Origin of the sequence: Burkholderia sp. WP42 (genome assembly GCF_000745665.1) — a bacterium.
GTDB classification, from domain to species: domain Bacteria; phylum Pseudomonadota; class Gammaproteobacteria; order Burkholderiales; family Burkholderiaceae; genus Burkholderia; species Burkholderia vietnamiensis.
On record NZ_JQJT01000028.1, the window covers coordinates 1 to 12,747 of the forward strand.

The 12,747-nt window shown below is 67.9% G+C and carries 10 protein-coding genes; 7 read left to right on the forward strand and 3 right to left on the reverse strand.

The features are described from left to right. Nucleotides 1-177: 177 nt before the first annotated feature. Both EX20_RS18620 and EX20_RS18625 read right to left on the reverse strand, forming a co-directional pair. Nucleotides 178-555 carry a nuclear transport factor 2 family protein gene (locus tag EX20_RS18620; RefSeq protein ID WP_034194378.1) on the reverse strand — a complete coding sequence of 126 codons (378 nt, stop codon included), beginning with the start codon at nt 553-555 and terminating at the stop codon, nt 178-180. A 371-nt stretch (nt 556-926) separates the two neighbouring features. Continuing rightward, nucleotides 927-1,940, reverse strand: coding sequence for an AraC family transcriptional regulator (locus tag EX20_RS18625; RefSeq protein WP_034194330.1), 1,014 nt, complete (start codon nt 1,938-1,940; stop codon nt 927-929). 138 nt (nt 1,941-2,078) lie between these two features. On the opposite strand from EX20_RS18625, the gene EX20_RS18630 reads away from it, so the two are divergent. The 3 genes from EX20_RS18630 to EX20_RS18640 are packed head-to-tail and all read left to right on the forward strand — an operon-like array spanning nt 2,079 to nt 5,761. Next, on the forward strand, nt 2,079-3,746 hold the full coding sequence (locus tag EX20_RS18630; protein WP_034194331.1) for an acyl-CoA synthetase: 1,668 nt from the start codon (nt 2,079-2,081) through the stop codon (nt 3,744-3,746). Between the two features lie 33 nt (nt 3,747-3,779). Continuing rightward, nucleotides 3,780-4,547, forward strand: a complete 768-nt coding sequence (locus EX20_RS18635) for a 3-hydroxyacyl-CoA dehydrogenase (protein WP_034194332.1) — start codon at nt 3,780-3,782, stop codon at nt 4,545-4,547. A 23-nt stretch (nt 4,548-4,570) separates the two neighbouring features. Beyond that, nucleotides 4,571-5,761 carry an acetyl-CoA C-acetyltransferase gene (locus EX20_RS18640; protein ID WP_014725523.1) on the forward strand — a complete coding sequence of 397 codons (1,191 nt, stop codon included), beginning with the start codon at nt 4,571-4,573 and terminating at the stop codon, nt 5,759-5,761. Between the two features lie 114 nt (nt 5,762-5,875). On the opposite strand, the gene EX20_RS18645 is transcribed toward EX20_RS18640, so the two are convergent. Further along, nucleotides 5,876-6,562 carry a TetR/AcrR family transcriptional regulator gene (locus tag EX20_RS18645; RefSeq protein WP_034194379.1) on the reverse strand — a complete coding sequence of 229 codons (687 nt, stop codon included), beginning with the start codon at nt 6,560-6,562 and terminating at the stop codon, nt 5,876-5,878. 374 nt (nt 6,563-6,936) lie between these two features. Between EX20_RS18645 and EX20_RS18650 the strand changes: the two genes are divergently transcribed. The 4 genes from EX20_RS18650 (at nt 6,937) to EX20_RS18665 (ending at nt 12,705) form a co-directional block, all read left to right on the forward strand. Next, on the forward strand, nt 6,937-8,217 hold the full coding sequence (locus EX20_RS18650) for a Zn-dependent hydrolase (RefSeq protein WP_034194333.1): 1,281 nt from the start codon (nt 6,937-6,939) through the stop codon (nt 8,215-8,217). 127 nt (nt 8,218-8,344) lie between these two features. Then, entirely contained in the window at nt 8,345-9,682 is a 1,338-nt protein-coding gene (locus EX20_RS18655; RefSeq protein ID WP_014725527.1) for an NAD(P)-dependent oxidoreductase, read from the forward strand. Between the two features lie 109 nt (nt 9,683-9,791). Continuing rightward, nucleotides 9,792-11,099 carry an NAD-dependent dihydropyrimidine dehydrogenase subunit PreA gene (preA, locus tag EX20_RS18660; RefSeq protein WP_034194334.1) on the forward strand — a complete coding sequence of 436 codons (1,308 nt, stop codon included), beginning with the start codon at nt 9,792-9,794 and terminating at the stop codon, nt 11,097-11,099. Nucleotides 11,100-11,196: 97 nt separating this feature from the next. Beyond that, on the forward strand, nt 11,197-12,705 hold the full coding sequence (locus tag EX20_RS18665; protein WP_034194335.1) for an NCS1 family nucleobase:cation symporter-1: 1,509 nt from the start codon (nt 11,197-11,199) through the stop codon (nt 12,703-12,705). Nucleotides 12,706-12,747 lie beyond the last annotated feature (42 nt).

Below are 12,747 nucleotides of genomic sequence, written 5' to 3' on the forward strand. Positions count from 1 at the left end.
TGCATCGGCTCGAGTCGGCAGGATCGAACGAACCCGGTCGGTTTGCGATAGCTCGGTGATGTGCCCAGGACCGACTCGCTAGAAGCCACGCTGCTCACCAGGTTCACGACGAGTCGGCCCATATCCCCTGATCGTCACGCTGCCGCGGAACTGCTCATCGCCGGAACGCGCGATGCATCAAGCTGGCGATATCTGCGATGCATGTCCGGCGGCCACGCGCCAACGATCTCCTACTGGGCGCCACAGCCGCGTGTAGGCGAACCTGCCGCTGAACGCCGTGCCATCGAAATCACCGGCAAGCACGACCGTTGTCGCGGTGACGATCATCTCGCCGATTGCCTGTACCCGCATCTCCACGAGATCCAGCGTGTCCACGCGCAACAGCTTCGCGCGATGCGCGGCCAGGTCGTCGTGTTTCGAAATGATCTGCCCCGTCGGAATGGTGAAAATCAGGTCATCATCAAGCAGCGTGTCCAATGCGTCGACGTCGTTGCTCAGCATCGCCGCGCGGAGCGCGATTTCATACGGTTCAATGATTTCACGAGCTGAATTCATGTCCGGGCCTCGCATCAGCTTGAAAAGTTGGGGTTTGCTGCATCGTCCATAAGGCGCTACGGAAGCTCGGCTACGCGGCCAACGTCATTCGGCCTTCGTTGAAAGCGTTGTCATCATCGTCGGCCACACGGCGGTCGATGTGAGGTGCCGCCCCAAAAGAGAGACGCGACCGCGACATTGAATATGTCAGCTGCTTGCCGCGCTCACAGCACAGCATCGATCCGCCGCGCAGCATCACGCCACAAGAACCACCGGCGCCAATCAACAGTACACCGCCATTCCAGAATCGTTCCCAAATCCGCCGCCGGTCCCGCGCAGCGAGCGTTGACGCGCCAAACCACAATACACGCCCGCGCCGCAACCGTATCGGCTCAACCCCCTCCACGCTCCAACTGCGCCGCATTGACATCGCGCCGGAAAGCCCCCGGACTCGTCCCCGTCCATTTGCGGAACGCGCGATGAAACGCACTCGGCTCGGTGAACCCGAGTTCGGCTGCGATCTCCGCGACACTGAGCTTATGTCCGCGCAGCAGCGCCTGTGCCAGCGCACTGCGCAACTCGTCCTTGATCGCCGCAAAACTCTGACCCTCGCTGCGCAAGCGCCGACGCAGCGTCGCCGGTGTCGTGCCGAGACGCACGGCCAGCGTGTCGAAGTCCGGCCACTCGGCGGCCGGTAACGCTTTCAGGTGCGCACGTGTCTTCGCGACCCAGCCGCTATCGTGCCGGTAACGGACCAGCAAGTTCCCCGGTGCGCCGCGCAAAAATGTCTTCAGCGATTGTGCGGAGCGGATCGTCGGCAACGACAGATACGCGGCATTGAACGCAAGCCTGCTGTCGGGGCGATCGAAATGCACCGGTACACCGAAGAATTGATGGTAATCGCTGCGCTGGTCCGGGCTCGGGCACGCAAAATCGATGCGTTGCAGCGGAATCCGCCGCCCGATCAGCCAGCACGCCACCCCGAGCAGTATCAGCCAGAACGTCCGGTAAGCGAACGCAGAATAGGGCGTGCCTGCTTGCGTGAGGACGATCTGCGCCTGACCGTCGGCGACGACGAGCTCGCCGCGCGGCTCGTCGAGTACCACGCGCAGAAACTGCAGCGCGCGCCGTAGCGCCTTCTCCAGCGTGCCGGCATCCAGCACGGCGTGACACAGCAACGTGAAGCTGCCGCGCCGCATCGGTCGAGCCGCAAGCCCGAAGAATTCGTCGTCGATTGCGCTGGCGATCGCGAGCCACAGCCGTCCGTACTGCTGCGGCGTGACGGGTTCGCGCACCGCAACGGGGAGTCCGGCTGCCCGCAGCACCGGCTCGGCCGCGATGCGTTGCCGGTGCAGGCATTCGAGCGCATCCTCGACGAAACCGGGCGAAATCATCTGCGGCGCCATACTCTTGATCTCCTCCGGACATGGCAAAAGCGATCACGATTCTAGATTCGCTTTGTCATTGATTGCAATGTGGCCGCTGTCTACCATCATCGACATAGCCGCGGTTCGCCGGCGGTCATAACGAAACAGGAGACAAGCATGCGCAATGGAGCAACCGCCCGGGCGGCGCCGGCCTACGCCGACGCCGTTGCCGGCTTCCGTATCGAGACGGCCGCCGCGCAGCTGCACGGCGACCTCGAGCAGGGCCTGAACGCCTGCGTCGAATGTTGCGACCGCCATGCCGCGGCCAACCCCGACGCCATTGCGCTCGACTGGATCGATGCCGGCGGCCGACACCGCAGCTATACGTTCGCGCAGATGCTCGCGCTGTCGGCGCGCGTCGCGAACCTGCTGGTCGAGCAGGGCGTGCAGCCCGGCGACGTGGTGGCTGGCATGTTGCCGCGTACGCCCGAACTGGTCGCGACGATCCTCGGCACGTGGCGCGCCGGCGCCGTCTATCAGCCGCTTTTCACCGCGTTCGGACCGAAGGCGATCGAGCATCGGCTGCGCATGAGCCACGCACGCGTCGTCGTCACCAACGTCGCGAATCGCAGCAAGCTCGACGAGGTCGCGGATTGCCCGCGAATCGCGACCGTGCGCGAGCCGGGCGAGGCGCTCCCGGCCGGCGACATCGACTTCCGAGCCGCGCTCGACGCTCAGCCCGACGCGTTCGAGCCGGTGCCGCGCAAGGGCACCGATCTGTTCATGATGATGTCGACGTCGGGCACGACGGGCCTGCCGAAGGGCGTGCCCGTTCCGCTGCGCGCGCTGCTCGCGTTCGGCGCGTACATGCGCGACGCGATCGACCTGCGCGCCGGCGATCGCTTCTGGAACATCGCCGATCCGGGCTGGGCCTACGGCCTCTACTACGCGATCACCGGCCCGCTGCTGCTCGGTCACGCGACGACGTTGTACGAAGGCGGCTTCACGGTCGACAGCACGTACGACGTGATCGAGCGGCTCGGCATCACGAGCCTCGCCGGTTCGCCGACCGCATACCGGATGCTGATGGCGGCCGGCCCCGAAGCTGCAACACGCGTGAAGGGCAAGCTGCGCGTCGTGAGCAGCGCGGGCGAACCGCTGAACCCGGAAGTCGTGCGCTGGTTCGACGCCGTGCTCGACGCGCCGATCTACGACCACTACGGGCAGACCGAACTCGGGATGGTCGTGAACAATCATCACGGGCTCGCGCACGTGGTTCATACCGGGTCGGCCGGGCTGGCGATGCCCGGCTATCGCGTCGCGGTGCTCGACGAAGCCGGCCGCGAGCTCGGCCCCGGCGAGCCCGGCAATCTCGCGATCGATATCGCGCGCTCGCCGCTGCTGTGGTTCGACGGCTACTGGCAGCAGGCGACGCCGGCGATCGCGGGCGGCTACTACCGGACCGGCGACAACGTCGAGCTCGAGCCGGACGGCACCGTGAGCTTCATCGGACGCGCGGACGACGTGATCACATCGTCCGGCTACCGGATCGGCCCGTTCGACGTCGAAAGCGCGCTGATCGAGCACCCGGCCGTGAGCGAAGCGGCGGTGATCGGCGTGCCGGACCCGGAGCGCACCGAGATCGTGAAGGCCTTCGTCGTGCTGTCGAAAGGCTTCGAAGGCACGCCGGCGCTGGCCGACGAGTTGAGCCAGCACGTGAAGCGACGTTTGTCCGCCCACGCATATCCCCGCGCGATCGACTTCGTCGACGCGCTGCCGAAAACCCCGAGCGGCAAGATCCAGCGCTTCGTACTGCGCAAGATGGAAGCCGAAAAGGCGGCTTGACCGCTGCATATCTCACCCTGAATCGGACGACGAATGAACATCAAGCACCGTGTTTTCATGATTACGGGCGCAGGCTCCGGCCTCGGCGCCGCAGTCGCGCGCATGGTGGTCGAGCAAGGCGGCAAGGCCGTGCTGCTCGACGTCAATGTCGAGGCCGGCGCGAGCCTCGCACGCGAGCTCGGCGCCGCCGCGCGCTTCGTGAAGACCGACGTGACGAGCGAAGCGGACGGGCAGGCGGCGGTCGCCGCTGCGCAACACGCGTTCGGCCGCATCGATGCGCTCGTGAACTGCGCGGGCGTTGCACCGGGCGAGAAAGTGGTCGGCCGCGAAGGTCCGCATTCGCTGGAGCGCTTCGCGCGCGCCGTGTCGATCAACCTGGTCGGCACGTTCAACATGATCCGCCTCGCGGCCGATGCAATGTCGAAGCAGGACGCCGACGAACACGGCGAGCGCGGCGTGATCGTCAACACCGCGTCGGTGGCGGCGTTCGACGGGCAGATCGGGCAGGCCGCGTATGCGGCGTCGAAGAGCGGCGTGGTCGGCATGACGCTGCCGATCGCGCGCGAGCTGGCGCGCTTCGGCATCCGCGTGGTGACGATCGCGCCGGGCATCTTCGCGACGCCGATGATGGCCGGCATGCCGCAGGACGTGCAGGACGCGCTCGGCAAGAGCGTGCCGTTCCCGCCGCGCCTCGGCCGGCCGGACGAATTCGCGGCGCTGGTGCGCCACATCGCCGAGAACATGATGCTCAACGGCGAAGTCATCCGTCTCGATGGCGCGCTGCGCATGGCAGCGCGCTGACACTGAACTGGAGGAACTCGATCATGACGACACAGGACCCGATCGTAATCGTCGGCGCGGCACGCACGCCGATGGGCGGTTTTCAGGGCGCGCTGGCCGCGGCCAGCGCAAGCGAACTCGGCGCAGTGGCGATTCGCGCGGCACTCGAACGCGCGAACGTGCCGGCCGAGCGTATCGACGAAATCGTGTTCGGCTGCGTGCTGCCGGCCGGACAGGGCCAGGCGCCGGCGCGGCAGGCCGCGTTGAAGGCCGGCTTGCCGCTGGGGGCCGGCGCGACGACCGTCAACAAGATGTGCGGCTCCGGGATGAAGGCCGCGATGTTCGCGCATGACCTGCTGTTCGCCGGCTCGGCCGACGTGGCCGTCGCGGGCGGGATGGAGAGCATGACGAATGCGCCGTATCTGTTGCCGAAGGCGCGCGCGGGAATGCGCATGGGCCACGGTCAGGTGCTCGACCACATGTTCCTCGACGGCCTTGAGGACGCATACGACAAGGGCCGCCTGATGGGCACGTTCGCGGAAGACTGCGCGCAGGCCTACGCGTTTTCGCGCGAGGCGCAGGACGACTTCGCGATCGCGTCGCTCACGCGCGCGCAACGCGCGATCGCGGAAGGACGCTTCACGTCGGAGATCGCGCCGGTGACCGTGAAGGCCGGCAAGACGGAAGCCGTCGTGTCGATCGACGAGCAGCCGGGCAATGCGAAGCTCGACAAGATCCCGACGCTGAAGCCGGCGTTCCGCGAAGGCGGCACCGTGACGGCCGCCAATTCGTCGTCGATTTCGGACGGCGCGGCCGCGCTCGTGATGATGCGCCGCTCGCAAGCGGAGCGGCTCGGTGTCACGCCGAAGGCCGTGATCGTCGGGCACTCGACGTACGCGAACAAGCCCGGCCTGTTCGCGACCGCGCCGATCGGCGCGATCCGCAAGCTGTCGGAGAAGACCGGCTGGAACCTGCGCGACGTCGATCTGTTCGAGATCAACGAGGCGTTCGCGGTGGTCGCGATGGCCGCGATGCGCGATCTCGACTTGCCGCACGACAAGGTCAACGTGCACGGCGGCGCATGTGCGCTCGGCCATCCGATCGGCGCCTCGGGCGCGCGCGTGGTGGTGACGCTGCTCGCTGCGCTCGAAACGTATGGGCTGAAGCGGGGCGTCGCGTCGCTGTGCATCGGCGGCGGCGAGGCGACCGCGCTCGCGATCGAACGCATCGCATAATCGAGGCGCATGCGTCATGCGCGCAGCTGGCGCATGCCGCGACGCAAAGCGGGCGACGGGTTTCGCACCCGTCGCCCGCTTTGCTTTACGCGGGACGCTGCACGCGCGACCCCGCTAAGCGTTCGGCGACACCGCGCCGCACGCGCGAATCACGAGCTGCACGACCTGCTCCGTCCGTTCGGCGAACGCCTTCTGCGTGAAGGCACGCTTGCCGCTGAGCGCGCGAATCTGCGCATCGAAATCCGCGTAGTGCTGCGTCGTCGCCCAGATCAGGTACAGCAGCGCCGGTGCATCGATCGGCGCGAGCAGCCCGCGTGCGATCCAGCCTTCGATCACCTTCACACGCGTCTCGAACCACGGCTTCACGCGCTCCGACAGGATGTCCTGCATGTGCGCGGCTCCGTGAATGATCTCGTTGGCCCACACCTTCGAGCCGAGCGGCCGGCGTCGCGACAGGTCCATCTTCGCGCGCACGTAGCCGCCGATCGCTTCCACCGGATCGTCGCCGGCCTCGAACGAGCCGGCCGCGCGGTGCCAGTCTTCGAACAGGTCGTCGAGCACGCGGCGGTACAGCGCCAGCTTCGTCGGGAAGTAGTAATGCAGGTTCGCCTTCGGCAGGCCCGCGCGCTCGGCGATCATCGCGGTGCTCGCGCCGTCGAGCCCGCGCTCCGCGAATACGGCTTCGGCGCACGCCAGCAGATGCGCTTCGTTGGACGCGCGGATGTGCGCCTTGCGTCGCCGCAAAGGCGCGACCGCTTCGTCCCCATCGGCCGCGTCGGCGGCCGTTTCGTCGTGTCTCATCGTCACCCTCGCGCGGCATGCGTGCCGCGTCGGGCTTCATTCTAGCCGCAGGTCCGGTTCCGTCGCACGTGCACGCGTCGCGTGCTCGGGACGCGTGCTGCGTTGCGGTGGCACGCTTCTCGCTCGGCGCGCTCGCACAAGAAAGACATTGCGTCGGCCTTTTTGATCGTCTAAAACCTGTCCAATCGGACAGGATTTGACGGCGACGGAACGCGGTGCCGAACGTGCCGCAACTCGCTGCACGAATCGCCGCACGAATCGCGCGAACGATGCGCGCCTGCACCTCGCAGGTGCGCGTTCGCGCCCGACGGCAGCAACGTGCGCACCGGCCTCGTCCGGCTGACGACATGACCGACCCCACAGGAGCGATACGAATGGACGCGGTATCGGAAACAGCGAAGCGGGCAGCATTGGACACGTCGATCAAGGTCGACGGCAGGCGGTTGTGGGACAGCCTGATGGAGGTCGCGAAGATCGGCGCGACGCCGAAGGGCGGCGTGTGCCGTCTCGCGCTGACCGATCTCGACAAGGCCGCACGCGACCTGATCGTCGGTTGGGCGAAGGCAGCCGGCTGCACGGTGACGGTCGATACGATGGGCAACGTGTTCATGCGGCGTGCGGGCCGCGTGGCCGACGCGGCGCCGGTCGTGACCGGCTCGCACGCGGATTCGCAACCGACCGGCGGCCGTTTCGACGGCATCTACGGCGTGCTCGGCGGCCTCGAGGTGATTCGGAGTCTGAACGACCACGGGATCGAGACCGAGCACCCGGTCGAGGTCGTGATCTGGACCAACGAGGAAGGCTCGCGCTTCGCGCCGGCCATGGTCGCGTCGGGCGTGTTCGCGGGTGTGTTTCCGCTCGAGTACGGGCTGTCGCGCAAGGACGTCGACGGCAAGACGATCGGCGAGGAACTCGCGCGGATCGGCTATGCGGGCGACGCGCCGTGCGGCGGCCGCAAGCTGCACGCGGCGTTCGAGCTGCACATCGAGCAGGGGCCGATACTCGAGGCGGAGTGCAAGACGATCGGCGTCGTGACCGATGCGCAGGGGCAGCGCTGGTACGAGATCACGTTCACCGGCCAGGAGGCGCACGCAGGGCCGACGCCGATGCCGCGGCGCCGCGACGCGCTGCTCGGTGCATCGCGCGTGGTCGATCTCGTGAACCGGATCGGCCTCGATCATGCGCCGTACGGCTGCGCGACGGTCGGGATGATGCAGGTGCATCCGAACTCGCGCAACGTGATTCCGGGCCGCGTGTTCTTCACCGTCGATTTCCGCCATCCGGACGACGCGGTGCTCGCGAAGATGGACGCGGCGCTGCGCGACGGTGTGGCGTGCATCGCCGCCGACATCGGGCTCGACACCGCGCTCGAGCAGATTTTCTACTACGCGCCCATTGCGTTCGACTCCGCGTGCGTGGCCGCGGTGCGCGCGGCGGCCGACCGCTTCGGCTACTCGCATCGCGACATCGTGTCGGGTGCCGGTCACGACGCGTGCTATCTCGCGCAGGTCGCGCCGACGTCGATGGTGTTCGTGCCGTGCATCGACGGCATCAGTCACAACGAGATCGAGGACGCGACGCCTGCGTGGATCGAGGCCGGCGCGAACGTGCTGCTGCACGCGATGCTGTCGCGTGCGTGCGAGCCGGTTTCATGACCGCCCGAGCGTAGCGCGGCCGGCCGCCGATCCGCCCGGCCCCGGCCATCCAGAACATGACCGCCCTGACTGCGCCACGCGCAGCCGGCAGGGACGGCTTCGTCTCCACCCAGTCGAAGGAACGCGCATGACCACCAAGCCAATTGGCGATATCGCCGCGCATCGCCTGTCGTCCACGCAACTCTCGTGCGAATTCGCCGATATCGCGCCGCTGCTCGATCCGACCGCGGCGGCCGCCGCCGCGAGCCGCTGCCACTACTGCTACGACGCGCCGTGCGTGCAGGCGTGCCCGACGCAGATCGACATTCCGAGCTTCATCCGCAAGATCGGCAACGGCAATCTGAAAGGCGCGGCGATGGACATCCTCGGTGCGAACCCGCTCGGCGGGATGTGCGCGCGCGTATGCCCGACCGAGATCCTGTGCGAAGGTGCGTGCGTGCGCAACCATCAGGATGCGCAGCCGGTCGCGATCGGCGCGCTGCAGCGGCACGCGACCGACTGGGCGATGGCGACCGGCGCGGTGCGCTTCACGCGCGCGCCGGATACGGGGCGGCACGTCGCGGTGGTCGGCGCGGGGCCGGCCGGGCTCGCGTGCGCGCACCGGCTCGCGCTGGCCGGCCATCGCGTCACGGTGTTCGACGCGCGACCGAAGGCGGGCGGCCTGAACGAATACGGGATCGCGGCCTACAAGACGGTCGACGATTTCGCGCAGCGTGAAGTCGAGTGGCTGCTGTCGGTCGGCGGCATCGCGTTGCAGACGGGCGTCGCGCTCGGCCGCGACGTGACGCTCGACGCGCTGCGCGAGCGGCACGATGCGGTGTTCGTCGCGACGGGCCTGACCGGCGTGCGCACGCTCGCGATCGACGGCGAGCAACTGTCGGGCGTGATGAACGCGGTCGACTTCATCGAACAGGTGCGGCAGGCCGATGCGCTGGAGAACGTGCCGGTCGGGCGGCGCGTGGTCGTGATCGGCGGCGGCAATACGGCAATCGACGCCGCGGTGCAGAGCCGCAAGCTCGGCGCGCAGCGCGTGACGATGGTGTACCGGCGCGGCGTGGACGCGATGAGCGCGACCTGGGCCGAACGCGAGTTCGCGCAGACGAGCGGCGTCACGCTCGTCACGCACGCGAAACCGGTGCGCATCGTCGGCGAGGGCGGCCACGTGACGCGCGTCGAGTTCGAGTCGGCGTCGGGCGAACGCTTCGATATCGAAGCCGACATGGTGTTGAAGGCGATCGGCCAGACGTTGGTGCCGGCCGGGATCGACGCCGCGCTGCTGACCGCGGACGGCACGCGCATCGCCGTGGATGCGCACGGCCGCACCGTGTTGCCCGACGTCTGGGCCGGCGGCGATTGCGCGGCAACCGACGGCATCGACCTCACGGTGCAGGCCGTGCAGGACGGCAAGCGCGCGGCCGCCGCGATCGACGCGGCGCTCGCGCAGCGCGACGCCAAGGCGGCGTGAGCGCGGCCTGCGCGAGCGCATCGGGCGCATCGGGCGCACCGCAGGCATCGCTGGCGTCGCACCCCACCACGCGGATCACGATCAACGTCCCTCATTCACGGAGCCGACCATGGCCGACCTTCGCTGCACGATCGCAGGCATCACTTCACCGAATCCTTTCTGGCTGGCGTCCGCTCCGCCGACCGACAAGGCGTACAACGTCAACCGCGCATTCGAGGCCGGCTGGGGCGGCGTCGTGTGGAAGACGCTCGGGCTCGACCCGCACGTCGTCAACGTCAGCTCGCGCTACGGCGCGGTGCAGTGGAACGGCCAGCGCATCGCCGGGCTGAACAACATCGAGCTGATCACCGATCGCCCGCTCGACGTGAACCTCGCGGAGATCGCGCAGGTGAAGCGCGACTGGCCGGACCGCGCGCTGATCGTCTCGTTGATGGTGCCGTGCAACGAGTGTGACTGGAAATGGATTCTGCCGCTCGTTGAGGATACGGGCGCCGACGCGGTCGAGCTGAACTTCGGCTGTCCGCACGGGATGAGCGAACGCGGAATGGGCGCGGCCGTCGGCCAGGTGCCCGAATACGTCGAGATGGTCACGCGCTGGGTCAAGGAGGGCACGAAGCTGCCGTGCCTCGTGAAGCTCACGCCGAACATCAGCGACATCCGGATGGGCTCGCGCGCGGCATACAAGGGCGGCGCGGACGGCGTGTCGCTGATCAACACGATCAACTCGATCGTCGCGGTCGACCTCGACCAGATGGCGCCGATGCCGACCGTCGACGGCAAGGGGACGCACGGCGGCTATTGCGGCCCGGCCGTGAAGCCGATCGCGCTGAACATGGTCGCCGAGATCGCCCGCGATCCGCAGACGCCGAACTTGCCGATCTCCGGCATCGGCGGGATCTCGTCGTGGCGCGACGCGGCGGAGTTCATCGTGCTGGGCGCCGGCAGTGTGCAGGTGTGCACTGCGGCGATGCATTACGGATTCCGGATCGTGTCGGACCTCGTCGACGGTCTGTCGAACTGGATGGACGACAAGGGCTACGCGACGCTCGACGACGTGCGCGGCCGCGCGGTGCCGAACGTGACCGACTGGAAATACCTGAACCTCAAGTACGACATCAAGGCGCGCATCGACCAGGACCGCTGCATCCAGTGCGGGCTGTGCCATATCGCATGCGAGGACACGTCGCACCAGGCGATCACCGCGACGAAGGACGGCGTACGGCATTTCGAAGTGGTGGATGCGCAGTGCGTCGGGTGCAATCTTTGCATGCATGTGTGCCCGGTCGAGCAGTGCATCGCGATGGAGCGGGTCGATGCGGGCGACTATGCGAACTGGACCACGCATCCGAACAACCCGGCGCGGGCCGACGCGGGCGCGAGCCCGGCGCAGCCCGCGGAACCCGCGAAGGCAGCATGACCGGCGGCCGGCGGCGCGCGATGCGCGGCGCTGCGGCCTTTCCCCTGTTCGGCCGGCATCGCGCGATGCCGGCGCCGACGTTTACGTGGAGCGTTCGATGAAACCAGCAGCGATTCCCGCCGAACCGGACGCCGCAGCGGCGCCGGCCGGCAGCCTGTACAACGACGACCTCGCGCCGACCTCCGCCGCGCAGCGCACGTGGCGCTGGTATCACTTCGCGGCGTTGTGGGTCGGCATGGTGATGAACATCGCGTCGTACATGCTCGCGGCCGGGCTGATCCAGGAGGGCATGTCGCCGTGGCAGGCGGTGCTCACCGTGCTGCTCGGCAACCTGATCGTGCTGGTGCCGATGCTGCTGATCGGCCATGCGGGCGCGAAGCACGGGATTCCGTATGCGGTGCTCGTGCGCGCGTCGTTCGGCACGCAGGGCGCGAAGCTGCCCGCGCTGTTGCGCGCGATCGTCGCGTGCGGCTGGTACGGCATCCAGACCTGGCTCGGCGGCAGCGCGATCTATACGCTGCTGAACATCCTGACCGGCAACGCGTTGCACGGCGCGGCGCTGCCGGTGGTCGGCATCTCGTTCGGCCAGCTCGCATGCTTTCTCGCGTTCTGGGCGCTGCAGCTGTACTTCATCCTGCACGGCACCGATTCGATCCGCTGGCTCGAGAGCTGGTCCGCGCCGATCAAGGTCGTGATGTGCGTCGCGCTCGTGTGGTGGTCGACGTCGCGGGCGGGCGGCGTCGGCTCGATGCTGTCGGCGCCGTCGCAGTTCGTCGCGGGCGGCAAGAAGGCCGGGCTGTTCTGGGCGACGTTCTGGCCGGGGCTGACCGCGATGGTCGGCTTCTGGGCGACGCTCGCGTTGAACATCCCCGACTTCACGCGCTTCGCGCATTCGCAGCGCGATCAGATGATCGGGCAGTCGCTCGGGCTGCCGCTGCCGATGGCGTTGCTGTCGGTGGTGTCGGTGGTCGTCACGTCGGCCACCGTCGTGATCTACGGCAACGCGATCTGGGACCCGATCGACCTGACGAGCCGCATGACGGGCATCGGCGTCGGCATCGCGCTCGTGATCCTGACGCTCGACACGATGTGCTGCAATCTCGCGGCGAACCTGGTCGGCCCCGCGTACGATTTTTCCAGCCTGTGGCCGAAGGCGATTTCCTACCGCACCGGCGGGCTGATCACCGCGACGATCGCGATCGTGATGATGCCGTGGAAGATCCTCGCGACGACGGACGGCTACATCTTCACCTGGCTCGTCGGTTATTCGGCGCTGCTCGGGCCGGTCGCAGGCATCCTGATGGTCGACTATTTCATGATTCGCGGCACGCGGCTCGACACGCGCGCGTTGTTCGACGAGCGCGGCGACTTCAGCTATACGCGCGGCTGGAACCCGGCCGCGCTGGCGGCGCTCGCGATCGGCGTGCTGCCGAACCTGCCCGGCTTTCTGCACACGGCGTTCCCGGCATCGTTCGCGAACGTGCCGGCGTTCTTGAACACGCTTTACACATATGCGTGGTTCGTCGGGCTCGTGCTGGCGTCCGCCGTGTACGGCACGTTGATGAAGCGGCGTGCGGCGCAGCGCGCGCAGGTCGCGAGCGCGTGACGCGCGCACGCGGACCGAACCCGACAGTCGAGACAGTCAACG